Source organism: Burkholderia sp. AU15512 (genome assembly GCF_002223325.1).
Classification (GTDB): domain Bacteria; phylum Pseudomonadota; class Gammaproteobacteria; order Burkholderiales; family Burkholderiaceae; genus Burkholderia.
Genome location: NZ_NKEX01000006.1, coordinates 619,072 through 641,639 on the forward strand (window position 1 = coordinate 619,072; position 22,568 = coordinate 641,639).

Consider the following 22,568-nt stretch of genomic DNA (forward strand, 5'->3'; position numbering starts at 1 on the left):
GCGGGCGGCCGGCGACGAGCGACGAGCGACGAGCAACGAGCGACGAGCAACGAGCAACGAGCAACGGGCAACGGGCGGCGAGCAGCAGGCGGTTGGCGGGCGGCCGGGTTGCCGCCCGATTCGCCGTGGCAAGCGCTCGGCAGGCGCCGCGCACCGGCGATCGCCGTGTGCCATAAATTCTTAACGATCGGCGTGAACAATGGCGTTCGCTACAGGCGGCCGGAAGCATCCCCCGCGTTGCACACGTGTGCAACGGCCGGCCGTCCCGCCACCACGCCGAACGAGAGAGACCTCATGACCTTGCTGAGCCGCCTGCGCGCGCTGTCCGCCGCCCTTGCGCTGTCCTTCGCCGCCACGCACGCCGTTGCCGCGGATCTCGTCATCGCAGGCCGCGACGATATCTACGGCAAGGGGCTGGCCGACGCCGTCGCCGGCTTCAACAAGCTGCACCCGGGTACCGAGATCGAGCTGCTCAAGCTGCCGAACGCGAACCTGTACCAGAAGCTCAAGCTGTCGATGCGCGAAGGCACCGGCGCGTACGACCTCGTGATGATGGACGACACGTGGGCGCCCGAATTCATCGGCAACGGATGGCTGAAGCCGCTGCCCGCGTCACTCGCGGATGCCGATCTCGTGCCGTCCACCGTCGCGCTCGGCCGCAACGCGGCCGGTGCGCTGTACGCGTTGCCGATCGTCGGCAACGTCGAGATGTTCGCGTACCGCAAGGACCTGCTCGCGAAGTACAAGCTGCAGCCGCCGCGCAACTGGGACGACGTGCTGAAGATCGCGCAGACCGTCGGCGGCGCGGACAAGAGCGTGTCGGGCGTCGTGTTCCGCGGCACGAAGGGCAACCCGGTCGTGACGGGCTTCCTGCCGATCCTGTGGGCCTATGGCGGCGACGTGTTCGACCGCGCCGGCAACGTGACGATCGATTCGCGTGAAGCGCAGGCCGCGCTGAAGACCTTCCTCGCGCTGAAGGCGTCCGCGCCGAAGGACGTCGACGTGTACGGCGCGGCGGAAGTGCGCGATGCGCTGCAGCGCGGCACGGCCGCGCAGTCGATCGAGGTATGGCCGGCGTGGGTGCCGGCGCTCGACGATCCGAAGCAGTCGCGCGTGGTCGGCCAGATCGCGCTGCAGCCGCCGCCCGGGCAGACCGCCGGCCCGGCGCCGATGCTCGGCATCTGGCAGATGGGCATCCCGAAGGACGCGCCGCACGCGAAGCTCGCGCAGGATTTCCTCGCGTACCTGACCGCCCGCGACACGCAGACGCGCCTCGCCGGCATCGGCATTCCGCCGACCCGCCGCAGCGTGTTCAACGATCCGGCGCTGGTGCGCCAGTACCGCTGGTATCCGGATCAGCTGAAGGCGCTCGAAGCCGGCCGTGCGCGGCCGCGCGTGAACGACTGGCAGCAGGTCGAGAGCATTCTCGGCGACCAGCTGCAGCTCGCGCTGACCGGGCAGGCCGCGCCCGACGCCGCGCTGCGCCAGGCGCAGCAGAAGATCGCGCAGGCGACGGCCGCGGCCGGCAAGTGACGGCTCGCCTCGAACGCTCGCCGGGACCCAGCGCATGAAAGCCTTCGGCCGTAGCCTGCCGTTCGTCGCGCTGCTCGGACCCGCGCTGCTGGTGCTCGCCGCGCTCGCGCTGTATCCGGTCGCGCAGGTGCTGATCGATTCGTTCTGCCAGGTCGACTACTCGGCCGGCCGCCGTGCATTCGCCGGGCTCGCGAACTATCGCGCGGTGCTCGGCGACGACGCGTTCACGGCCGGCTTCGGCAACACGCTGCGCTTCACGATCGTCGCGTCGCTCGCCGAAGTCGCGCTGGGTTTCGGCCTCGCGCTGCTGTTCGTGCGCGCGTTTCCGGGGCGGCGCATCGCGCTGCCGCTCGCGATCCTGCCGATGATGCTGTCCACGCTCGTGTGCTCGGCAATCTGGCGCAACTGGCTCAACTTCGACGGCTTCCTGAACGCGCTGCTCGCGGCGTTCGGCATCGAAGGCGTGCGCTGGCTGTCCGATCCGCATCTCGCGCTGTGGTCGCTCGCGCTCGTCGACGTGTGGCAGTGGACGCCGATGGCGTTCCTGATCGTGCTCGCCGGGCTGCAGTCGATCCCGCAGGAGCTGTACGAAGCCGCACGCACCGACGGCGCGAGCGAGTGGCAGTGCCTGCGCGACATCACGCTGCCGCTCGCGGCGCCGCAGATCGGCCTCGCGCTGCTGCTGCGCTCGATCGACACGTTCAAGCTGTTCGACAAGGTCTATGCGCTGACGGGCGGTGGCCCCGGCAACGCGACGCAGACGCTGTCGACCTATATCTACGACACGGGCTTCCGCTTCTTCAACGTCGGGCCGGCGAGCGCCGCGTCGGTGCTGATGCTCGCGGCGTCCGCGCTGCTGGTCTCGGGGTACGTATGGCAGACGGTTCGCAAGCGGCGCGCATGACGGCGCAACCCGCTCGCATCACGGGCGCGCGAACGGGCGCCGCATTCGGTCGCGCGATGCCGTGGGCACTGCGCATCGCCGCGCTCGCGCTGTTGCTGCTGCCGTGCCTGTGGATGGCCGGCGCGGCCTTCATGCCGACGCTCGAACGCCTCGATCACCCGTTGCGGATCTGGCCGGCCGCGCCGACCGTCGAGCATTTCGCGTCGGTCTGGTCCAACGGCATCGGCGCGCCACTGTTCAATTCGCTGCTGGTCGGCTTCGGCACGACGCTGCTCGCGCTGGCGCTCGCGTTTCCGGCCGCGTATGCGCTCGTGCGGCTGCGGTTTCCGGCGCGGCTCGACCTGCTGTTCCTGGTGCTCGTGCTCGCGTTGAAGCTGATGCCGCCGATCACGATCGCGGTGCCGCTGTTCGCGCTCGCGAAGCGGCTGCACCTGCTCGATTCGACGCTCGGCCTGATGCTCGCGTACCAGATCTATGCGTTGCCGATGGCGATCTGGATGCTGCTCGCGTTCGTGCGCGACGTGCCGATCGAATACGAGGAAGCCGCATGCATCGACGGCGCGGGGCTCGCGCGCCGCCTCGTGCAGATCGTGCTGCCGCTGTGCGCGCCGGGGCTGATCGCGACCGCAATTTTCGTGTTCATCGCCGCGTGGAACGAATTCCTGATCGCGCTGCTGTTCGTGTCGACGCCGAGCCGCTTCACGCTGCCGCTCGCGATTGCCGGCTACGTGACGGAGAACGGCATCGACTGGGGCGACCTGATGAGCGCGGGGCTGATGGCATCGCTGCCCACGCTGGCCGTGGCCGGCTATGTGCAACGCTACCTGTTGCGCGGGTTCGCGGGCGGGTTGAAGTGACGCGCGGCGCTGCCGCGCCCGATTCTCCGTGGTTATGCGCAGCTGGCCCGCACCACCTGCGTGACCGGCACGATGCGCGTGCGCGACGGGCCGTCGAACGCCTGCATCCGGTCGGCGAGCAGGTCGACCGCCGCCTGCGCGAGGCCGCGCGTGTCCTGCCGCAGCGTCGTGAGGCGGTACGCATCGTAATCGGCGGCCGGGATGTCGTCGAAGCCGATCACGCGTACGTCGTCCGGCACGCGCAACCCGAATTCGCTGCGCGCGACGTCGATCACGCCGAGCGCGAGCAGGTCGGACGAGCAGAACACGCCGTCGGGCCGCTTGCCGTTCGCGAACAGTTGCCGTGCGGCGTCGACGCCGCTTGCATGCGTGTCGGACGGCGTGTCGAGCACGTGCGCGAGTGTCGCGTCGAACGCGTCGCCGCGCCCGATCGCCTGCTCGAACGAAGTGGCGCGCGACTGCGCGCTGTAGCTCGCGCCGCGCGGCCCGACGAACGCGAGCCGGCGCGCGCCGGCCCGCACGAGCCGCTGCGCTGCGTGGACGGCGCCTGCCGCGTTGTCGCTGACGACGATGTCCGCGCCCGGCAGGTTCGCCTCGCGGTTGATCATCACGACCGGGATCCGGTGTTCGAGATACTGCTGCGCGACCGACAGCGGCGGCGACGCGGACGTCATCACCAGCCCCGCGATCCGGTAGCTGAGCAACTGTTCGAGCGATTGCCGGACCTGGCGCGGATCTTCGGCATTGGTCACGAGCGGCGTGAGCGCGCGCTGCCCGAGCGCGGCCATCAGGTCCGACAGCAGCCGTGCGCGAAACGGATTCTCGAACCCGGCCGTCACGACGCCGATCATGCTGCTGCGCTGCGTGATCATGTCGCGCGCGATCAGGTTGACCTGGTAGCCGAGCGCGCGCGCGGCGACCATCACGCGCTCACGTGTCTGCGGCGCGATGCTCGCCGTCGGCGAGAATGCACGCGACACCGCGGAGCGCGACACGCCGGCGCGCGCCGCGACATCCGATGCCGTGACCCACGGCTTTCTTTCCTTGTCATTCATCGATTCATGATCCCTTCGAGCCACGATACGTGCCTGCCGCCCGCCGACTGGATGTCGGCGCTCGACGATGCACGACTGCTGCATACGCTGACCCTACCGGGCAGCCATGACACCTGTGCGTATACCGTCGACGATCGGCTCGTGCGTACCCAGCATGCGCCGCTCGATGCCCAGCTCGCGCATGGCGTGCGGCTGCTCGACATCCGCTGCCGGCACGTGCGCGATGCGTTCGACATCCATCACGGCGGCATCGCGCTCGGCATGACGTTCGACGACGTGTTGGCAACTTGTGCGCGCTTTCTCGACGCGCATCCGCGCGAATGCCTCGTGATGTCGGTGAAGGACGAATGGCCGGTGCACGCGTGCACACGCGGTTTCGATGCGACGTTCGACGCACATCGTGCGCGGCATCCGCGGCTGCGCTGGCATGCCGGCGGCACGCTGCCCGCGCTCGGCGACGTGCGCGGCGCAATCGTGCTGCTGCGGCGCTTTCGCAGCAGCCGGCCGCTCGGCATCGACTTGACCGCATGGCCCGACAACGCGACGTTCACGATCGATCATCCCGACGGCGCGTTCGTGATCCAGGACGAATACCGCGTGCCGGTGGCCGCGTCGATCGGCTGGAAGTGGCGGGCGATCGACGCGCTGCTGACGGACCTGCCGTCGCCGGACAGCGGCCGCTGGGCGATCAACTTCTGCAGCGGAACCGGGATGGGCGCGAATCCGTCGGTGGTCGCACACGGCGCCGGCAACGTGCGGGGCATTCATGCGCGGCTGGCCGAACGGCTGCGCGAGCAGCCCGGCCCGTATGGCGCGATGCTGCTCGACTTCTGCGATGACGACGACTGGGCGCTGGTGCGCGCGCTGATCGCGTGCAACGACCATGTGCCGGCGCCGGGCGTCTGGCGCAAGACGTTTCGCTGTTAGCGCAGATTGGCGCTGAAGAACGCGAGCGCCTTTGCATCGAGCGTTTCGTGGAAGGCCGCGCGATCGAATCCCTTCGCATCGGTACAGACGTCAGGCGAGACCTGCGCCAGTTGGTCGGAGCACGGCGCGAGAAACGCGAAATGCGCGGAGTTCGGCACGACGTGGAATTCCGGCCGTTGCGGCAGCATGCCGGCCAGCGCGGGGATCGTTTCCGGCTCCACGCCGTCGCCGCCCGCTGCGGATCCCCAGAGCTGGATCGGCGCGTGCACGTCCTTCAGCGTATCGGCGCTCGGGAATTCGTTCATCGGGTCGGCGATCACGTAGGCCTTGATCCTCGGATCGTGCGTCAGCGGCTGGCGCGGCAGGTCACGGTCGCGGATCTGCTTGCAGATCAGCCAGGTCGGGTTCGGGCAGGCCACGTGCGCGTGGACGAAATCCGGATTGGCGCCGGCCAGCACGAGGCCCGTATAGCCGCCGCGCGAAAAGCCGAAGAAGCCGATCCGCGCGGGATCGATATGCGTGGCGTCGGGCTCGGCGGTTAGCATGTAGTCGACCAGGCGCTTGATGTCGTCCGGCCGCTCGACCAGCTCCCGCAGGTCGGCCGCGCGGCTCATGTCGGTATGCGTGTCGCCGGGATGGTTGATTGCCGCGACGACGTAGCCTGCGTCGGCGAGCGTTTCGGCGAGGTCGTGATGCCCGAAGTAGGTACCGGCATGGCCGTGCGAAATCACGACGAGCGGCAGCTTGTCGCCGACGGTCGGGCAGTTGCGTTGCCCTTTCAGCACGAACGGGCCGATCGTGAGCGGCTGCGCGGGGGTTGCGCAGGGCGTCCAGATGACCGCGCGCAGCTCGGGGCCCGCCGCGTCGGCCGGGATGGTGACGAACTTGATGCCGGCCGCGTGCGCGAGCGTGGCGGACAGGCAGAGCAGGGCAGCCGAAAGCCAGGTCTTCATGTCGATTCCCGGGGCAACGGAGTGGACGCGGCGCGACCTGCGCCGGACAGAGGCGCTTACCGCGTCGCGATCGCCACCGCCGCACCGGCCATCGCGGTCGCGCTCGTGCGGTTGGCGAACCGCTTCGCGCGTGCCGACGTCAGGAACGCCCGTGCGCGTGACGCAAGCAGCGACCAGAAGCAGTCGGCGAGGATCAGGACCGCGAGCATCGTGCCGACGAGTTCGGCCCATGCGGTCACACCCACGTGCGAGAGATCGACGATCGTCGGCAGCAGCGCGAGATAGAACACCATGATCTTCGGATTGCCGAGCGTAACGAGCATGCCCGCGACGAACATGCGCCACGGCGACTGGCCGCGCGGCAGGTCGTCGGCGCCGGTCGCGGTCGGCGCGGTCCACATCTTCCATGCAAGGAACAGCAGGTACGCGACGCCGAGCAGCTTCAGCACGATCAGCCCGGCCGCGAACGTGCGCGCGAACGCGGACAGCCCCGCGACCGCGAGCGTGAGCCACAGCGCTTCGCCGAGCCACATGGCCGCAAGGAACGGCAGCACGTCACGCACGCCGTTCGTCAGCACGCGCGCGACCAGCGCGGCGACGCTCGGACCGGGCGTGCCGGCGGTGACGAGCAGGGTGACAGCGAAGACGGCGAGCGCGGACAGCGTCATGACGAACCTCGTGGGTGGGGCGTTCGAAACGTATGAGGTTTCGATTATAGTGACGGCCGTTCCAGACTGTCTGCCTGAATTGCCGTGATGACTGCATCCATCCTGATCCGTCCCGCCACGCGGGAAGACGCGGCCGCGATGGCCGCCGTCGAAGTCGCCGCCGCGCAGCGGTTCCGCGCAATCGGCATGACCCAGATCGCCGAAGGCGAGCCGACCGATGAGACGGCCGTACTCGAGCGCATCGACGACGGTCGCGCGTATGTCGCGGTCGATCCGCAGGGTATGTGCGTCGGGTTTGCGTTCTACCGGCTGCTCGATGCGCAGCGGCTTTATCTGGAAGAACTGGATGTCGCGCCGTCGCATGCCGGACAGCGGATCGGCGCGCGCCTGATTGAACAAGTGAGGGCACGCGCGGCGCAGGAAAGGATCGCGGAGATCGTGCTGTCGACGTTTCGCGACGCGCCGTGGAATGCGCCGTACTACGCGCGCCTGGGTTTCAGCATCGTCGATGCCGCCGCGCTCGACGACACGCTGCGCGCGATCCGCGCGCACCACGTCGCGCTTGGCCTCGACGAGACGCAGCGCGTGTTCATGCGTGCGGACGTGCGCCGCTGAACACGCGCTGCCGGGCCGTCAGGCCGCGTCGCTCAGCGCCGGGTAATCGGTATAACCCGTTTCGCCTTCCGCGTAGAACGTTTCCGGCACCGGCTTGTTGAGCGGTGCGCCGAGTTCGAGGCGGCGCGGCAGGTCGGGGTTCGCGATGAACAGCTTGCCCCATGCGATCGCGTCGGCGCTGCCGCTTGCGAGCGCGGCCTGCGCGGTGTCGAGCGTGAACTGCTCGTTCGCGATCAGCGGGCCGCCGAACGCTTCCTTCAGGCGCGGGCTCAGGTGGTCGCCCGAATACGACTCACGCGTGAAGATGAACGCGATCTTGCGACGGCCGAGTTCGCGCGCGACATAGCCGAACGTTGCCGCCGGGTCGGAATCGCCCATCGTGTGCGCGTCGCCGCGCGGGGCAAGGTGCACGCCGACGCGGCCGGCGCCCCACACGTCGATTGCCGCATCGACCACTTCGAGCAGCAGGCGTGCGCGGTTCTCGATCGGGCCGCCATATGCATCGGTGCGGTGGTTGGTGCTGTCCTGCAGGAACTGGTCGAGCAGGTAGCCGTTCGCGCCGTGGATCTCGACGCCGTCGAAGCCGGCCGCTTTCGCGTTTTCCGCACCCTTGCGGTACGCGGCGACGATGCCCGGGATTTCATCGAGTTCGAGTGCGCGCGGCGTGACGTACGGGCGCTGCGGACGCACGAGGCTCACGTGGCCGCCCGCGGCGATCGCGCTCGGCGCGACCGGCAGGTCGCCGTTCAGGAACACCGGGTCGGAGATCCGGCCGACGTGCCACAGTTGCAGCACGATGCGCCCACCGGCCGCATGCACGGCCTGCGTCACCTGTTTCCAGCCCTCGACCTGCTCATCGGACCAGATGCCGGGGGTATCCGCGTAGCCGACACCCTGCGGCGTGACCGACGTTGCCTCGGTAATGATCAGGCCGGCCGTTGCGCGCTCGGCGTAGTAGCGGGCCATCAGTGCGTTCGGCACGCGCGTCGCGCCGGCACGGGAGCGGGTGAGCGGCGCCATCACGATGCGGTTCGGCAGGGTCAGGTCGCCGAGGGTGACGGGATCGAACAGGGTGGGCATGGCAAATAACCTCTTCACGAAAGGCGGGAAACCGTCGCGTCATGGGCGACGGCGCTCCGCATGGCCGGGTTCGGCCGTGTTGACTAGAGTTCGCGGCGCAGGGCGTCGTGAAATGCGTCGATGACGGCCTCGTTGCGTTGAAAGAACGCCCACTGGCCGATCCGTGTCGACGTCACGAGCCCCGCGCGCTGGAGCGTCGCGAGGTGCGCGGAGACGGTCGACTGCGACAGCCCGCAGCGCGCGTCGATCTGGCCCGCGCAGACGCCGTGTTCGTACGGCAGCGTCTGGTTCGGGAAATGCTCGCCCGGCGTTTTCAGCCAGAGGAGGATTTCCCGGCGCACGGGGTTCGAGAGCGCTTTCAGGATGGCTTCGATGTCGAGTTCGGTCGGCATGGATCGGGCGGGCGTTTCAGTCTGGCAAACAGGTATCGTCGATGGGCGAATCATATATCGGAACTTGGCGATATGTTTGAAAGCATTGCTGGCAATGGGGTTGATAGCTGATTCGACCCGATTCGGAGCTCAGAAACGTGCTGGCGCACTTCAGCGGCAACGGTCCCAATGAGGCACCTCGGATTCTCTTCAAGGTGACACACGGGGGTGCGGATCATCTCGAACACCTCCATTCCCGGTCCTGGCACGACCTGGAACTACACTGGGCTGCAACTTCTGACCACGCGCTGTGGATCTCCGCCGAAGGCCTCCGCAATGACCTCACGAAACTACTCGATTCCATCCTTGACGAGAAGTCTTCAGCGACGTCGACGTTGGCTGCCATGGGCAATGGTGGCTCACAGCTGCAGGCCATTGTATTCCGCAATGAGCTTCGGCCTAGGAACTGGCCCGATGGGAAATGCGTCGCGGAAATGGTTGACAGTGCGTCCCGAAGCAACTCACACCTGTACGCGGCTCGTGGGCGCTTGAATGGAGCGCTGCTTGGAGTTTGGGGCGCTGCGGAACGGACCTACAGGCACCCAGACTTCCAGCTCAACGCGCAGGGTGCGATACTCCCGGCGGTCACTGATCTGCTGAAAGTCCTCCTCGGGGATTAACGCGATAGAGACGGCTGGCGGCGCGTATTCTGGCTCTATTCGTCGCTCCCGCTACCTTCTGGCGAAACGCCGGCAAATGTCTTTGTGCGCAATCCGCAGCGTCTCATCAAGGCAGCCGGAGAGGAGTACTGCGGATATCCCAGTAGTCACCGGGGAGCCAGGATGCTGCTGCGTTCCGATCGAGCTTGGGACTGCCCCGGCTAGCCCCCGGCGTGCGTCCGCGCGATGGATCGGGGAGCGGGTTTGCCGGCAGGTGGGCGGACCAAAGTCAGATACCGGCGAGAAATCCAAAGGATTGGGGCGTGTCAAGGCTCCCGTTTCCGATTCGTCATTGCTGGCGGGCAGCGATTAGTTCCATCGGAAGCGGAAATGAATAGTACTGTGCTCGATGAGCGAACACTCGCTACAGGGCGTAGCCCATCCAAGCGAGCTCAGCCGCCGCTGTGCGGACTGAATGTGCGTGGGAAGGAGCGGTCCGCGAGTTCACAGCCAATCGCTGGTCAATTTGATTTTGCGGCGACATAACCGACTTTCTTTAGGAAGTCTGCAGTGAGCATCCGCGTGCGCGTGCCACTTTTGTCCACGGGCTTTGTCTCGGGATATCCCTCCAATGCGACCATGCCGCGAACGAATCGGCGAGCTTCGCGTCAGAAAACGGGTCGAGTGGTTGCGCAACAAGGTCGAATGCACATCTTTTCCGGCATACCGGCTACCGGAGCCGCTCATGCTGCCGCAGCTTCAGCGCATGTACGAGATTGTGTTCGGTCCGATTCCCGCGCACAACGTCACCCTCGCAAAGGAGCCGAATGTCGTCGAAGAGGCATGGTTAGCTGTCGATTCGGCAATTGAGGAGGGCGACTCGTATTCGATTACGGTATCATTCTTCAGGACATGTGAGGCGCTTCAGCCCTTTTTCGCTGGATTGGCGCATTCGTCGCGCGGCGTTGCCATTGCTTCATTGCCGAAATCATACTTCAACAAGTAGTTGAATAATGCGATGCGAACATGGGTTTCAATTTCCGTGAATTCGCGATGCTCCGCCATGGAAAACCTTGAGAGAAGTCGGTCTATTTCGAGTATTCCGCCGAGGTGAGATATCGAGCTTCTTTTTGAATAAAATTTATTTAGAAGGCTGTTTGGATTGTTTGCGTCAAACTCGGAGAATTTTAACATGAATTCTTTGAATCTCTTCGATATTGAAAAGATGGGCTGGCTGCATTGCTGGCATTGGGCTGGTTTTTTGTCGAGCTTTTTGCTCTCAAAATCCATCAGATTTTCGATGGCGGATATAAGGCCAACAATGGCCATGCTGGCCGAAGTGAGAAAAATTTTACGCATGCTTTGATATAGAAATATTGATGTATTGTACCTTGATCTTGCTTCGAAATTTAGTTTGAAATAGTTTTTGAAAAAAATATCTGCGTCAGGATGGATGGAGACAAAGCTCATGGTGAAGTTTTGTTTCTGTGCCACCCGGTAGGGATCTTTTCTAATCTCCGGGGATGATGAAGTGTCGGAAAATTTCTCAATTTCCTCCTGATCGGATGGTCTAATATTTTTTGTTCCGTCGAAATCGAGATCGAAGTATTGATTTGTGACGATAGAAAGGAGGGAGATGAGCTCCTTTAGAAAATCAAGGTGCGCACGCTCGCGCATCCTGTTTTCATGGAAAACTTTGTCGGGGTCATTCGTCGTTACCCTGTTCGAGTGAACACTGGCATACGCCTGGTTGTACTCGATGTCCAGATATTTTCCATTGTTGATTGAGCTTTCCTTTGTGCTTTTGATTATTTGAAATGCGTCGGAATGTCTGTAATGACCGTTCATGATTGAGCCGCTTTTAAGTGTGCTCTTGTATAGATTTCCCATCAGAATATCTCTTTATTTTAAAATTAACAGCCTATTATTGGTTATTTTAATCTAGGTCATGTTTTGCTTCGCCCCTTTTTGGGATCACGCTGCTCCCGGATCGTTGTCGCTCATCGGCTCGTCGATCGAGCCGGATTAGAACTGCCGAGCGGGGAATGTCTGAATACTCACGCGCGCGATGCGCGACGGGCAACGCAGATTGTCGCCCTCCGGGCGACGCACTTCTTTCTGCTTTGCCCCTTACCGAGGCATTCCCGTCTGCGTCGCTGTGATTTGCGTTCCCGTGATAGTGCGTGAGAGCCCTGCTTTAGTATCGATACTGGCGACCGCCCAGACGTGCCCATTTGTCAATGCTTTTATCAATTTCGTCCATGCGATCGCCATTCCCGTCCACGTCTGCTATGAGGGCTACGCTGACGAAACCTGGTTCATTCGCGACAGCAGGAAGTCGCCACGCTTCGTACCGTGTGACGCCTGATTTCGTTCCTGGCGGCGGCGTGGGATTTGGACCCCAGGACGCCGAAATCTCGGGGCTGGTTCTCTGTAATTCGTCGAAATCAATTGTCCAGCGATGATCGGACACTGTACCAAATTCAGGAACGATGCCGGGAAGAAGATAGTCCCGAACAATGTTGTCGAGGTCATGAAGCACGGCTGGTGGGGTCGCCGGATTGGGACGAATGACGACCTCAAGAGCCACTGCAACGACAAGGGGGGTGATGAGCCAATCCCAACGCTTCTTGAAGTCGGCAATTTTGTTCAGCACCTTTTGCTTGAACACCTCTGAACTGCCGGCGGCAATCGGCAGTTCTCCAACCTGGAGTCGAAGCATCGACTCGCCTACAAGCTCTGCCCACACTTCTTTCCCAAGGCCAGTAGCGATGCCTTTCTGGTGACCGTACATCCAATGCAGCACAGGGGTGGCGACGCCGCTACTCTTGAGCAGGGCGCGTTGCGCGTGCCATCGCGTCATTTTCAGGTAAGCGTCGTAAATGCTGTTGCCAAGAAGGCGCCGATTGTCCGCCTCGTTCTCTTTGAGATTACGGAACGTTTTGATCCAGTCTGCCTCGCGGTCTTGTTCATAGAGATAGTCGGGGTTCATCTCGATTGCACGTGCTGCCTCGGCCGCAAGTTCAAGATCGTCGAGCATTGCCGTGAATGGTCGCGCCTCGATGCAGATTGCTGGGTGAGTTTCTCCGTGTCGACAAGAAACGGAAAGTGCCTGGATTTGCCGATCGTCTTTATACAGGAGGTGCTGGCGTGGCCAGGGCACATTCGGGCGTCGCACACCGAGAAGATCCAGCAGATTCTTGGCTATCGTGTGTGCCTGTGGAGCGTTGCGGCTTGTCGTCGCCAGGTCAATTTTCAGAGCGACGTCGCCTGCGAACGTCGATCGTTTCGCAGCGGTTAGCTGATCGGCAACAGCCTCTTGGAATTTATCCCGAGCAGCTTCGGGCATCCTCTTTGACTGCGGCTCAATATTATCAATATAGATATGTACACGCTTTCGCTTCCGTTTCTGATAGCGGGCACGAGCGCCAGCGTCACTCTTCATGAATTCCTTCAACCTGCTCATAGCTCCCCTAGTCACGTTTCCAATATCAACGTGGTCATGTTCGAATAGTGGTCTCGATGTTTTTTATGGCCAGAGACCGTCATTTTATCAAAATAGAAACCGAAAGAAGGTATCATTTCCGCTCTGCGGATCGCGCTGCTCTAGGTCGCGATTCGCTCATCTCTGAACGGACTGGCCTTCGCCAGCCTTGCACATCGCTGACGCTGACGGCCCGGCTTCTAGGACCGGCCCTGTGCACGTCGCGTGCATATGGATCGCCGTTGCCTGTCCAGCCGTCTCCCCTCACTTCATCACCTTGTCCGCGACTGTAGCCCGGGTCCGTGTGCCGTCAAGGTGCGTAGGGCTCTGTCCTCGACTGCGCCTGCGTTCGTGGCAACCGAGCACGAACGCATGAGGTCAGTTTGGCGGCGGGACTACCGAACCAGCAAGGTTGCACGCGAATCATGCGCGTCTGCAGCGCTGGACGGCCCGTTGAGGCGGGGGCCATGTATTGGCCATAACAGTGGGGCCAGCAGTTGTGCTATGAACGGCATTGTTGGCCTTCTGTGGCTTGAGATGACGGAGTTTGTTCCGCGTGCGATCAACGGATCAACGGGCGCGTCCTGACGCACTTTGTTCCCCGCGACCAGGAAGTGCGATGGCGGTGACAGATCCTGGCGAATGCCAGGGGCGCGAGGCGGAGCCGCCGCGTTACGGCTCGATCCGGCCCTCAGGCGGGCTGGTCAAGGATGTCGTACCGCCCCTGGGTCGTATCGACATGCGCGAGCGTATCGAGCACTCGTATCACGGGCGGAAAACCATCCACCTGTTCGACCATCGCCTTCTATTCGTCGCCATGCCAGAAATCAGGGTCGATCCTCCGTGGACAAATCAGGGGAATGAACCGCACATGCCGACGTACGAGACGGAAACCGTGCCGCATGCGCTTCAAGCGGCAGGCGCAGTGCATTCGCGAGATAACTGACCGTCCGATAGAAGCCCGCGAGCATCAGCAGCTCGAGCCGTGCCTCGTCACTGAAATGCCGGCACAGCGCGTGCCACAGGTCATCGTCGATATCGCAGTGCCGATGCAGCGCATCGCACATCCGGATCAGCACCCGGTCGTCATCGTCCCAGCATGCATCGTCTGCCGAGCCGAGCGCCAACGACCGGATCTGTTCGCTGGTCAGCTTCGCCGTCCGGGCGAATACGGCGACATGCACGCCCCATTCGTATTCGCACCCGCAAAGCGCGGTAGTGCGGTCGATGACGATCTCGCGTTGCCGGATGTCGAGATGGCCCTTGTCCAGCAGGCCGGCGGCAAAGAATTTGGTGAACAGGCGCGGATCGCGCGCGAGCGTGGTGAAGAGCCGCAACGGTGGACGGCCCTGCATGATCCGGTCGATCGACGCTGCGATGTCGGGTTCGAACGGCGGTGATGCGGATGCAATACGCTGAGTCATGTGAGCCCCGTGCCCGAGACGATGCATGCGTGGAAGCGTAGGCGCCATGCTTTAAAAAGTAAAGCAAAGACGAGGCGTGATCCAAGCAATTGACTCTGCCTGGCTATTGCTTTAAAAAGTACAGCATGACCACACCAAAAATCGGACAGCGCGTTCGCGGATCGAAGACGGGACGACCCATCATGGTCGTGCTGGATCTGCTCGGGCGGCGCACCACGCTGCGCATCCTGTGGGAACTGCGCGGCGAGCCGCTCACATTCCGGGCATTGCAGGAAGCCTGCGAAACGAATGCGCGCCTGCTCAATACGCGGCTGGCCGAGCTCAAGGCGTCGGGTCTCGTCGAGCACGGCGAGGGCGGCTATTGCATGACGGCCGAAGGCCGGCGGCTCGAGGCGTCGCTGCAACCGTTGCTGGGGTGGGCAAAACAATGGGCGAAGCGCGACCCGGACGGGTTCGACGCGGCCGATCGCGGGCAATCCGGTCAGGAACGCTGATCGATCGACACGCGGGCATGTATCGCAACGTCATGCCGGCTCGCGCATCGCGCGCAAGCCGATTTCTTTCAGAGAGTCCTTTCATGCCGATTCGGGCCGTCATCTTCGATTTCGATCTGACGCTGGCGGATTCGTCCGCCGCAATCATCGAATGCACGGAATACGCGCTGCATCAACTGGATGCCGCCGGCGCGACGCCGGCGCAGATCGGTGCCGTGATCGGGCTGCCGCTGCACGAGATGTTCCGCTCGCTGACGGGCGAAACCGAGCCGGCGCGGGCCGACGCGTTTGCGCGCCGCTTCGTGGCACGCGCCGACGAGATCATGGTGCACGGCACGCGCATCTATCCCGAGGTGCCGTCGCTGCTAGCGCGTCTGCACGAGCAGGGTCTCGCGGTCGCGATCGTGTCGTCGAAGTTCCGCTACCGGATCGAGGCGATTCTTGCGCTGAACGAATTGCAGTCGCGCGTCGACGTGCTGATCGGCGGGGAGGACGTGCAGCGTCACAAGCCCGATCCCGAAGGGCTCGTGCTGGCGCTGGCGCGGCTGGGCGTGCCGGCCCGTTCGGCGATCTACGTGGGCGACCACGCGGTGGATGCGCAGGCGGCCGAGCGTGCCGGCGTGGCGTTCGTCGGCGCGGTGAGCGGGATGACGTCGTTCGATGGATGGGCACGCGCGGGCAAGCAGGCGGTCGTCACGCATCTCGGCGAACTGGACGCGATCGTGCAACGGATGCAGCGCGATCCGTCCGAAGCGTCGGGCTGACGCGGCCCGGCCCGTCGATCGTCGGGATGTCGACGATCCTGACGATCCGCTTCCAGGTCAGCGCGAGCGACCCACCGGCGGATGGCGGGTCCGGTGACGGATGCCGGGATTCATCCCGGCATCCCGGGTTCGTCAAACTGACGAACCCATGGCGCCTGCATTTCGCTCGGGATTGGCGAAATGGTATTTTCAGGAAATCCCGGATTTCAGCGTAAATGCAGATTCGATCGGATATCAGCTGATCGTGCCGATAATGACGAAACTGAAATTCCGGTCGGTATATTTGCCATTCGAGTCGCCGGTCTGAATCGTGGCGCCGCTGCCGGAAAGTGCCGGGAAGATCACGTTGTCCAGCGTGTTCTGCCCGCCGCCGTATCCCCATTGCGATGCGGTAGCCGCCGGCGTCTTGATGAATGCGGTGCTGAACGAGAGCTGATACGTCCCCGTGCTTTCACGTTTCACCGTGAATCCGCCCGAGCCATCCACGACTGTGCCGTTGCCCTGCACACTGCCCCAAAGCGTAACTTGAGCCATGATCGCTTCTCCTTATCTATTGTTGAAACAATATCGATAATTGAAACGGGATGCCGATTCGGCGTCACATAAATCATCTGGATCGGCGGTTGAATTGTATGTGATGGATTTTTAAAATTTGATCCGGGGTAAATAATTTATTATGATTTTCATTTTAAATATGCAGAATTTGTAATTGAAAGAGCGCACTGTTGCGTAACGTTGGTATTCGGTCGTTGGCCAGGTGTCCCGACGTTCGACGCGCGGTGATGCCGAGGATGGGCGGGCGGCGCGAACGCCGCGCAGAACCGGCCGGCTGACGCGCTTGCCGTAACCGTCCGGCAGCGCGCGACGGATTCTGCGACCATCGCCGTTAAAGTCATATCCGCCACTCGATCCGTTGCCATGTCACTCATTCCCGTCGCCTCTGTAAGCAGCCGGCGCTCATGCGTGTTGCCGGCCACCCGAACCCTGGCGTTCGCGATTTCGGTCGCGGCAGCCATCGGCGTCCTGGGCGGCGCGCGTCCGGCCGAAGCCGCCACACCCACCCAGCGCGAACGCCTCGAAGCACCGGTGAAGGCAGTCGCCGACCAGCGCTTGACCGTCGACACGCCGCAGGGCAGCGCGATGTTGCCCGTCTATGCCGACCATCCCGTCGACCAAGCGGCACCCGACGTGACGCGTGTGTTCATCGTGATTCACGGCACGCTGCGCAACGCCGACGCTTATTACGCATCGGGGCTCCAGGTCGTCGAGAAGGCCGGTGCGGCGGGCCGGGGCACGATGGTCGTCGCGCCGCAATTCCTGACACGCGCCGATACGCGAGCGTTTTCGCTACCCGCGCCGACGCTCGCCTGGACCCAGGAAGGATGGAAGGGCGGCGAACCGGCCCGCCAGCCCGCCCCGATCAGTTCGTTCACTGCGCTCGACGCATTGCTCGCGCATTTCGCCGACCGCAGCCTGTATCCCGCGTTGTCGACGGTCGTCGTGATCGGCCACTCCGCCGGCGCGCAGTTGCTGCAGCGTTACGCGGTGGCCGGGCACGAAGGCGATGCGCTCGCGCGGGCCGGCATCGCGGTGCGCTATGTGGTCGCGAACCCGTCGAGCTACCTGTATTTCGACGACGAACGGCCGGATGGCCAGGCGATCGCAGGCGGAACCTGCCCGAGCGCGACCGAGTGGAAATACGGGCTGAAGTCGGCGCCGCCTTATGTGGCGTCGCAGGACGTGCGCGATCTCGAAACGCGCTATGTCGCGCGTCATGTCGTGTACCTGCTCGGCCAGGCCGACACGAACCCGTACACCCATTTCATCGACCGCTCATGCGCGGCCATGGCGCAAGGCCCGTACCGGCTCGCACGCGGGCTCGCGTATTTCGACTATCTGAAGAAACGGCATCCTGACGATCTCGCGCAACAGGTCGTCGAAGTGCCGGGCGTCGGGCATGACGGCCTCGGCATGTTCACGTCCGCTTGCGGGCTGGCCGTGCTGTTCGGGCAGGCGTTGCCGCAATCGTGTCCGGTGGTTGCCGGCACGGCGCCGGACCTGCGCGCGGCGGGGCAGTGAGTGGGCGTGCGAGGTCCGCGCACGGTGAAAATCGATCGGTCAGAGACATGCAGGCTCCCGGTTCAGGATGACGGCGTTGCCAGGAGCGCTCGCCATGAACATCGCGATCCTCGACGATTATTTCGACACGCTGCGCGTGACGGTGTGCTGATGGTCGAGGTGAACGCAGCCGGCCGGGCGCGCGTGATCGAGCCGAAGCGCTCGGCGCGCGATAGCGGCGCCGCGTGTCATGCCGGATCTTCCGTGATCGGCGGCCCGCTGGCGTCGAATACCGTCAGGCCTTCCGTCGGGTCCGTCGGTGTCTCCCACGGACGCGCCGCGATGGCCCGTTGCGCGGCCTCGTAGCCGGCCTGCCGGCGGGCCGCGATGCCGGCCGGCGTGAAATCGATGTCCTTGAACTGATTGTCGTCGGCGAGTCGCGGTGCCGCGAGCTTGATCAGATGCATCGTGGTTTCGCATCCCCACGCGGCGAGCCGGCGCACGGCCGGAGACGCGCGTTCGGCTTCCGGCACGTGCCGCGCCAGTTCGCGGATCACGTGGCGCAGCCGGTGGATCTGCTGCTGGCGCGCGATGTGGCTGTCGGTGCGGCTCGCGTACTGGATGTCCTTCTGCCGCTCCGACACCTGCCAGATGCTCTGGGGCTCGGGGCCGGCCGGGTTCCACATCTGGACCGAGAAGATGATCGAGCTGCGGCGCGGATTGTCGTCGAGCACGACCTCGACCGGTGTGTTCGAATACACGCCACCATCCCAGTAGGGCTCGCCGTCGATCCTGATCGCCGGGAACGCGGGCGGCAGCGCGCCGGAACTCATGATGTGCTCGAGCGACAGTCGCGTATCGCGTGAATCGAAATAGCGCATCGTGCCCGAGCATGCATTGACCGCGCTGACGGTCAGGCGCGGGTGGCCCGCGTTCAGCAGCTCGGGATCGACCAGCGACGCAAGGGTGTCGCGCAGCGGCGCGATCCGGTAATACGACGCGCGATCGACGCCGAGGCGAACCATCGGCCCGAGCCACGAGGCCGGATTGGGCTGGAAGAATCCCGCGATGCCGCCGCCGATGATCATCAGCTCGGCCAGCGTCCGGTTCCAGCCGGGCAGCAGCGGCGCAGTGTCGAAACGGGTCCGTTCGGTCACGCGGCGCCAGAATGCCGACAGCTTCTCGTCACGCTGCGCGGGCGGGTTCCCGGCGATCAGCGCCGCGTTGATCGCGCCGATCGACGTCCCGACCACCCAGTCGGGCCGGATACCGGCTTCGTCCATCGCCTGAAAGACGCCGAGCTGGAATGCGCCCAGTGCGCCGCCGCCCTGGAGCACGAGCACCACTTGCCCGGGGAGATCCATGCGTGCCGGCTGGCTTGCGGTCATGGCTGGCCTCGCTGCGTATGAGGGTGGGTCGGGTCCGAACGGATCGATTCAGTTTAGGCGATCGGCGGCGCAGGGCCGCCCGCCGTGCAACGGGCGGCCGCGTTTGCTTCGACGTCGGTCGTTTCCGACCCTCAAGCGCATGTCGTGACGCGCCGCGTCATTCGACCGTGATGGTCTCCTTCATGTACGGGTGAATTCCGCAGAACACCTTGTAGACGCCCGGCTTGTCGAAGCGGAACGCGTACGTCTCGTCCTGGTCGAGCGCCTTCGAATGAAAGATGCCCGCGTCGTTGACGACGGTATGCGGTTCCGCGTCGAGGTTCTTCCACGTGATCGTCGTGCCGGCCTTGATCGTCGTCGACATCGGCGAAAACATGAAATTGCGGATCGTCACGAGCGTGCCGTCGGGGCCCTGGGCGAACGCGGTGAGCGGGGCGGTGGCGCACAGCAGCAGCGCCGCGATGAGGCGGGATGGCTTGAAACGGGTCATGTCGGTCTCCCTTGGGTTCAGTGCGTCAGGCCAGCGTCGCATCGCGCAGCGACGACGCGACCGGATGGCCGGCGAATTCGACGGTCGTCACGCCGAGCATCGACGGCAGCCGGTCGCGCGGCACGGTGAGCGGCACGGGGCCCGGGCCGTTGCCGGCCGTCGGTTGCGGGAACGCGGTGGAGCGCGCGGTGTGGAACGTCACGTTGCCCTCGACCTTCGACACGATCTGGTGGATGTGCCCGTTCAATACGGTGACCGAACCGAAGCGGCGCAGCAGCGCCATCGTCTGCGGCGCGTCGCCGGTGCCCCAGCCCCACGGCTCGTAGATGGTCCACATCGGCATGTGTGAGAACACGACGATCGGCGTGCTCGACGAGCGGCCCTTGAGATCCTGCGCGAGCCACGCGAGCTGGTCGTCGCCGAAGCTGCCGAGCCCGTTCGGCTTGAAGTGCATCACGTTGACGAGGCCGATGAAGTGCACGCCCGCGTGATCGAAGCTGTAATAACCGCGGTTGTCCGACGCCTTGCCGAACCGGCCGAAATACTCGGCGCCCGAACCGTCGGTGACGTCGTGCTCGCCGGGCACCGTATGCAGTTCCGGCACGCGCAGCGCGGCGAGCAGTTGCGACGCGTGGTCGAACTCCTCGGGCTTGGACAGGTGCGTGATGTCGCCGGTATGGATCGCCAGCGCGGGCATCGCCGGCATGCCGTTGACGAGGTCGATCGTCTGTTTCAGCGTGGCCGACACGTCGGGGTTCGCGTCCTTGTTGAAGCCGATGTGCGTGTCGCTGATCTGCACGAACAGCGGGCGGCCCGCGTTGGCCGGCAGCGCGTCGCCGGTCTGAGCGAGCGCGAGGTCGAACGGCGTCAGGATGCCGCCCGACAGCGTAAACAGCGTGCCGAGGCCGCCGAAGGCCATGCACTGCAGTGCCTTGCGGCGCGACGGGTTGGTGGGGGTCGATGAAGACATGTGAGCCTCGCATTCGTGTGACGAAACCGGACGGCCGGATCGTCCTGGAATAAGCCGGCGCCTTCGCGTGCCATACCGGCGCAGAGGCGAATTTATTCCCGCCGGTTACAAGGTCGACCGCCCGTGCTTGCGGCTTGCGCGGCGCGACGCGATTCCTGACAGATGGCTTGTCAATGTCCTGTAAGTGACACGTCACATTTGCGTCACGGCCGATCGATAGCCTGCCACTCCGAGTCACCTCTCCGGAGCCCCTTCATGCCGAATCTCGCGGCAACGGAAACCAGCGGTGCGGTCAGCACCCGCACGCGCACCATCAGCCTCGCGCTGTTTTTTCTGATCATTGCCTGCGGCATCGTCTATGTCGGTATTCATCTCAGCGCCGACCTCAGTCCCGTCAAGGAAAGCTCGGTTCTCCCGTTCCTGCTGCTGATCGTCGCGCTGCTGATCGCGCTCGGCTTCGAATTCGTCAACGGCTTCCACGACACCGCCAACGCGGTCGCGACCGTCATCTATACGCACTCGCTCGACCCGCACCTGGCCGTCGTGTGGTCCGGCCTCTGGAACCTGTTCGGCGTGCTCGTGTCGAGCGGCGCCGTCGCATTCGGGATCCTGCAGTTGCTGCCGGTCGAGCTGATCCTGCAGGTGGGCAGCGGCTCGGGCTTCGCGATGGTGTTCTCGCTGCTGATCGCGGCCGTCACGTGGAACCTCGCGACCTGGTATTTCGGGTTGCCGTCGTCGAGTTCGCACACGCTCGTGGGTTCGATCATCGGCGTGGGCCTGATGAACCAGATCGTCAGCGGCCCGTCGGGCACGAGCGGCGTCGACTGGAACCAGGCGCTCGGCGTCGGCAAGGCGCTGCTGTTCTCGCCGCTGATCGGCTTCGTGCTGTCCGCGCTCGTGCTGCTGCTGCTGAAGGCGCTCGTGCGCGTGCCGGCGCTGTACCAGGAGCCGAAGGGCAACAAGCCGCCGCCGTTCTGGATCCGCCTGCTGCTGATCCTCACCTGCACGGGCGTGTCGTTCGCGCACGGCTCGAACGACGGGCAGAAGGGCATGGGGCTGATCATGCTGATCCTGATCGGCGTGATGCCGACCGCGTATGCGCTGAACAAGGCCGTGACGCCCGATCAGACGAGCACGTTCGTCGCGGTCGCGCGCCACGCGTCGACGACGCTCGTCAAGTATGCGGACCCGGCTGCCCGGACGGCCGACCCGCGCGCCGATGTCGAGGCCTACGTGCGCACGCACAAGCTGACGCCGGCGACGATTCCCGCACTGGGCAAGCTCACCGATACGATCGCCGACCAGGTCGCGCAAGCCGGCGGCATCTCGAGCGTGCCGCAGAACCTCGTCGACAACGTGCGCAACAACATGTACGTCGCGTCGGAGGCGATCCGGTTGATGGAGAAGGCGAAGGCGCCGGCGTTCTCGGTCGAGGACGCGAGTGCGCTCGAGGCGTTCAAGAAGCAGATGGACCGCGCGACGAAATTCATCCCGACGTGGGTGAAGGTCGCGGTCGCGATCGCGCTCGGCCTCGGCACGATGGTCGGGTGGAAGCGGATCGTCGTGACGGTCGGCGAGAAGATCGGCAAGTCGCATCTCACCTACGGGCAGGGCGCATCGGCCGAGGCCGTCGCGATGCTGACGATCGGGATGGCCGACGCGTACGGGCTGCCGGTATCGACGACGCACGTGCTCGCGTCGGGCGTGGCCGGCACGATGGCGGCCAGCGGCGCGGGCCTGCGCTGGGATACGGTGCGCAACCTCGTGCTCGCGTGGGTGCTGACGCTGCCCGCGTCGATCGCGCTGTCTGCCGCCCTTTACTGGCTGCTGCACGGATTGTTCTGACCCGCGCCGGGGGGCGCGACGTCCGGCCG

At 64.4% G+C, this 22,568-nt stretch carries 22 protein-coding genes; 10 read left to right on the forward strand and 12 right to left on the reverse strand.

All coding sequences use genetic code 11. The features are described from left to right. Positions 1-294: 294 nt before the first annotated feature. The 3 genes from CFB43_RS22175 to CFB43_RS22185 are packed head-to-tail and all read left to right on the forward strand — an operon-like array spanning position 295 to position 3,294. Positions 295-1,533 carry an ABC transporter substrate-binding protein gene (locus tag CFB43_RS22175; RefSeq protein WP_046548265.1) on the forward strand — a complete coding sequence of 413 codons (1,239 nt, stop codon included), beginning with the start codon at positions 295-297 and terminating at the stop codon, positions 1,531-1,533. A 34-nt stretch (positions 1,534-1,567) separates the two neighbouring features. After that, positions 1,568-2,437, forward strand: a complete 870-nt coding sequence (locus CFB43_RS22180; protein WP_043179796.1) for a carbohydrate ABC transporter permease — start codon at positions 1,568-1,570, stop codon at positions 2,435-2,437. Next, positions 2,407-3,294, forward strand: a complete 888-nt coding sequence (locus CFB43_RS22185) for a carbohydrate ABC transporter permease (RefSeq protein ID WP_373452556.1) — start codon at positions 2,407-2,409, stop codon at positions 3,292-3,294. The genes CFB43_RS22180 and CFB43_RS22185 overlap by 31 nt, the downstream gene beginning before the upstream one ends. A gap of 32 nt (positions 3,295-3,326) precedes the next feature. Here CFB43_RS22185 and CFB43_RS22190 read toward each other — a convergent pair whose 3' ends face one another. Beyond that, positions 3,327-4,349 (reverse strand): LacI family DNA-binding transcriptional regulator, encoded by a 1,023-nt coding sequence (locus tag CFB43_RS22190; protein WP_089496583.1) that lies wholly within the window; start codon positions 4,347-4,349, stop codon positions 3,327-3,329. Between the two features lie 6 nt (positions 4,350-4,355). Here CFB43_RS22190 and CFB43_RS22195 point away from each other — a divergent pair, with 6 nt between their 5' ends. Further along, entirely contained in the window at positions 4,356-5,276 is a 921-nt protein-coding gene (locus tag CFB43_RS22195) for a phosphatidylinositol-specific phospholipase C (protein WP_179254883.1), read from the forward strand. On the opposite strand, the gene CFB43_RS22200 is transcribed toward CFB43_RS22195, so the two are convergent. Both CFB43_RS22200 and CFB43_RS22205 read right to left on the reverse strand, forming a co-directional pair. Then, positions 5,273-6,229: an alpha/beta hydrolase family protein gene (locus tag CFB43_RS22200; RefSeq protein ID WP_089496584.1), complete on the reverse strand. Its 957-nt coding sequence runs from the start codon at positions 6,227-6,229 to the stop codon at positions 5,273-5,275. The genes CFB43_RS22195 and CFB43_RS22200 overlap by 4 nt on opposite strands. A 56-nt stretch (positions 6,230-6,285) precedes the next feature. Then, positions 6,286-6,897, reverse strand: a complete 612-nt coding sequence (locus CFB43_RS22205) for a LysE family translocator (RefSeq protein WP_089496585.1) — start codon at positions 6,895-6,897, stop codon at positions 6,286-6,288. Between the two features lie 87 nt (positions 6,898-6,984). Between CFB43_RS22205 and CFB43_RS22210 the strand changes: the two genes are divergently transcribed. Then, positions 6,985-7,512, forward strand: a complete 528-nt coding sequence (locus CFB43_RS22210) for a GNAT family N-acetyltransferase (protein WP_089496586.1) — start codon at positions 6,985-6,987, stop codon at positions 7,510-7,512. Positions 7,513-7,530: 18 nt separating this feature from the next. Here the strand turns inward: CFB43_RS22210 and CFB43_RS22215 are convergent, their stop codons facing one another. From CFB43_RS22215 to CFB43_RS22235, 4 genes are all read right to left on the reverse strand, one after another. Then, entirely contained in the window at positions 7,531-8,592 is a 1,062-nt protein-coding gene (locus tag CFB43_RS22215) for an alkene reductase (RefSeq protein ID WP_089448048.1), read from the reverse strand. 83 nt (positions 8,593-8,675) lie between these two features. Next, complete coding sequence (locus CFB43_RS22220) at positions 8,676-8,984, reverse strand: ArsR/SmtB family transcription factor (RefSeq protein ID WP_089427115.1); 309 nt, start codon at positions 8,982-8,984, stop codon at positions 8,676-8,678. A gap of 1,562 nt (positions 8,985-10,546) precedes the next feature. Beyond that, entirely contained in the window at positions 10,547-11,512 is a 966-nt protein-coding gene (locus CFB43_RS37910; RefSeq protein WP_144023093.1) for a hypothetical protein, read from the reverse strand. A gap of 307 nt (positions 11,513-11,819) precedes the next feature. Continuing rightward, the gene (locus CFB43_RS22235; RefSeq protein ID WP_089498102.1) at positions 11,820-13,067 is read right to left on the reverse strand and encodes a hypothetical protein; all 1,248 of its coding nucleotides are present in this window, start codon (positions 13,065-13,067) and stop codon (positions 11,820-11,822) included. Positions 13,068-13,725: 658 nt separating this feature from the next. Between CFB43_RS22235 and CFB43_RS38490 the strand changes: the two genes are divergently transcribed. Continuing rightward, entirely contained in the window at positions 13,726-14,052 is a 327-nt protein-coding gene (locus CFB43_RS38490) for a hypothetical protein (protein WP_179254863.1), read from the forward strand. On the opposite strand, the gene CFB43_RS22240 is transcribed toward CFB43_RS38490, so the two are convergent. Continuing rightward, positions 13,934-14,578, reverse strand: coding sequence for a carboxymuconolactone decarboxylase family protein (locus CFB43_RS22240; RefSeq protein ID WP_306427113.1), 645 nt, complete (start codon positions 14,576-14,578; stop codon positions 13,934-13,936). The two genes, CFB43_RS38490 and CFB43_RS22240, sit on opposite strands and share 119 nt — an antisense overlap. 134 nt (positions 14,579-14,712) lie before the next feature. Here CFB43_RS22240 and CFB43_RS22245 point away from each other — a divergent pair, with 134 nt between their 5' ends. Together CFB43_RS22245 and CFB43_RS22250 are read left to right on the forward strand one after the other, a co-directional pair. Next, positions 14,713-15,024: a winged helix-turn-helix transcriptional regulator gene (locus CFB43_RS22245; protein ID WP_256990155.1), complete on the forward strand. Its 312-nt coding sequence runs from the start codon at positions 14,713-14,715 to the stop codon at positions 15,022-15,024. An 83-nt stretch (positions 15,025-15,107) separates the two neighbouring features. Then, positions 15,108-15,788: an HAD family hydrolase gene (locus CFB43_RS22250; protein WP_089496591.1), complete on the forward strand. Its 681-nt coding sequence runs from the start codon at positions 15,108-15,110 to the stop codon at positions 15,786-15,788. Positions 15,789-16,022: 234 nt separating this feature from the next. Here CFB43_RS22250 and CFB43_RS22255 read toward each other — a convergent pair whose 3' ends face one another. After that, a complete protein-coding gene (locus tag CFB43_RS22255) occupies positions 16,023-16,322 on the reverse strand; it encodes a hypothetical protein (RefSeq protein WP_226202705.1) in 300 nt (99 codons plus the stop codon). Positions 16,323-16,706: 384 nt separating this feature from the next. Between CFB43_RS22255 and CFB43_RS22260 the strand changes: the two genes are divergently transcribed. Next, a complete protein-coding gene (locus tag CFB43_RS22260) occupies positions 16,707-17,867 on the forward strand; it encodes an alpha/beta fold hydrolase (RefSeq protein ID WP_089496592.1) in 1,161 nt (386 codons plus the stop codon). Positions 17,868-18,094: 227 nt separating this feature from the next. On the opposite strand, the gene CFB43_RS22265 is transcribed toward CFB43_RS22260, so the two are convergent. From CFB43_RS22265 to CFB43_RS22275, 3 genes are all read right to left on the reverse strand, one after another. Next, complete coding sequence (locus CFB43_RS22265; RefSeq protein ID WP_089496593.1) at positions 18,095-19,234, reverse strand: patatin-like phospholipase family protein; 1,140 nt, start codon at positions 19,232-19,234, stop codon at positions 18,095-18,097. Positions 19,235-19,391: 157 nt separating this feature from the next. Then, positions 19,392-19,724 (reverse strand): cupredoxin domain-containing protein, encoded by a 333-nt coding sequence (locus CFB43_RS22270; RefSeq protein WP_089458541.1) that lies wholly within the window; start codon positions 19,722-19,724, stop codon positions 19,392-19,394. A 25-nt stretch (positions 19,725-19,749) separates the two neighbouring features. Continuing rightward, the gene (locus CFB43_RS22275; RefSeq protein WP_089475197.1) at positions 19,750-20,694 is read right to left on the reverse strand and encodes a metallophosphoesterase family protein; all 945 of its coding nucleotides are present in this window, start codon (positions 20,692-20,694) and stop codon (positions 19,750-19,752) included. Positions 20,695-20,949: 255 nt separating this feature from the next. Here CFB43_RS22275 and CFB43_RS22280 point away from each other — a divergent pair, with 255 nt between their 5' ends. After that, the gene (locus CFB43_RS22280) at positions 20,950-22,539 is read left to right on the forward strand and encodes an inorganic phosphate transporter (RefSeq protein WP_089496594.1); all 1,590 of its coding nucleotides are present in this window, start codon (positions 20,950-20,952) and stop codon (positions 22,537-22,539) included. Positions 22,540-22,568: the final 29 nt, after the last annotated feature.

Bases quoted from the DNA above. Each gene is read 5' to 3' on its own strand.
- CFB43_RS22175 (WP_046548265.1), top strand. From the start codon at position 295: ATGACCTTGCTGAGCCGCCTGCGCGCGCTGTCCGCCGCCCTTGCGCTG.
- CFB43_RS22180 (WP_043179796.1), top strand. From the start codon at position 1,568: ATGAAAGCCTTCGGCCGTAGCCTGCCGTTCGTCGCGCTGCTCGGACCC.
- CFB43_RS22185 (WP_373452556.1), top strand. From the start codon at position 2,407: ATGGCAGACGGTTCGCAAGCGGCGCGCATGACGGCGCAACCCGCTCGC.
- CFB43_RS22190 (WP_089496583.1), bottom strand. From the start codon at position 4,349: ATGAATGACAAGGAAAGAAAGCCGTGGGTCACGGCATCGGATGTCGCG.
- CFB43_RS22195 (WP_179254883.1), top strand. From the start codon at position 4,356: ATGATCCCTTCGAGCCACGATACGTGCCTGCCGCCCGCCGACTGGATG.
- CFB43_RS22200 (WP_089496584.1), bottom strand. From the start codon at position 6,229: ATGAAGACCTGGCTTTCGGCTGCCCTGCTCTGCCTGTCCGCCACGCTC.
- CFB43_RS22205 (WP_089496585.1), bottom strand. From the start codon at position 6,897: ATGACGCTGTCCGCGCTCGCCGTCTTCGCTGTCACCCTGCTCGTCACC.
- CFB43_RS22210 (WP_089496586.1), top strand. From the start codon at position 6,985: ATGACTGCATCCATCCTGATCCGTCCCGCCACGCGGGAAGACGCGGCC.
- CFB43_RS22215 (WP_089448048.1), bottom strand. From the start codon at position 8,592: ATGCCCACCCTGTTCGATCCCGTCACCCTCGGCGACCTGACCCTGCCG.
- CFB43_RS22220 (WP_089427115.1), bottom strand. From the start codon at position 8,984: ATGCCGACCGAACTCGACATCGAAGCCATCCTGAAAGCGCTCTCGAAC.
- CFB43_RS37910 (WP_144023093.1), bottom strand. From the start codon at position 11,512: ATGGGAAATCTATACAAGAGCACACTTAAAAGCGGCTCAATCATGAAC.
- CFB43_RS22235 (WP_089498102.1), bottom strand. From the start codon at position 13,067: ATGAAGAGTGACGCTGGCGCTCGTGCCCGCTATCAGAAACGGAAGCGA.
- CFB43_RS38490 (WP_179254863.1), top strand. From the start codon at position 13,726: ATGGCGGTGACAGATCCTGGCGAATGCCAGGGGCGCGAGGCGGAGCCG.
- CFB43_RS22240 (WP_306427113.1), bottom strand. From the start codon at position 14,578: ATGGCGCCTACGCTTCCACGCATGCATCGTCTCGGGCACGGGGCTCAC.
- CFB43_RS22245 (WP_256990155.1), top strand. From the start codon at position 14,713: ATGGTCGTGCTGGATCTGCTCGGGCGGCGCACCACGCTGCGCATCCTG.
- CFB43_RS22250 (WP_089496591.1), top strand. From the start codon at position 15,108: ATGCCGATTCGGGCCGTCATCTTCGATTTCGATCTGACGCTGGCGGAT.
- CFB43_RS22255 (WP_226202705.1), bottom strand. From the start codon at position 16,322: ATGGCTCAAGTTACGCTTTGGGGCAGTGTGCAGGGCAACGGCACAGTC.
- CFB43_RS22260 (WP_089496592.1), top strand. From the start codon at position 16,707: ATGTCACTCATTCCCGTCGCCTCTGTAAGCAGCCGGCGCTCATGCGTG.
- CFB43_RS22265 (WP_089496593.1), bottom strand. From the start codon at position 19,234: ATGACCGCAAGCCAGCCGGCACGCATGGATCTCCCCGGGCAAGTGGTG.
- CFB43_RS22270 (WP_089458541.1), bottom strand. From the start codon at position 19,724: ATGACCCGTTTCAAGCCATCCCGCCTCATCGCGGCGCTGCTGCTGTGC.
- CFB43_RS22275 (WP_089475197.1), bottom strand. From the start codon at position 20,694: ATGTCTTCATCGACCCCCACCAACCCGTCGCGCCGCAAGGCACTGCAG.
- CFB43_RS22280 (WP_089496594.1), top strand. From the start codon at position 20,950: ATGCCGAATCTCGCGGCAACGGAAACCAGCGGTGCGGTCAGCACCCGC.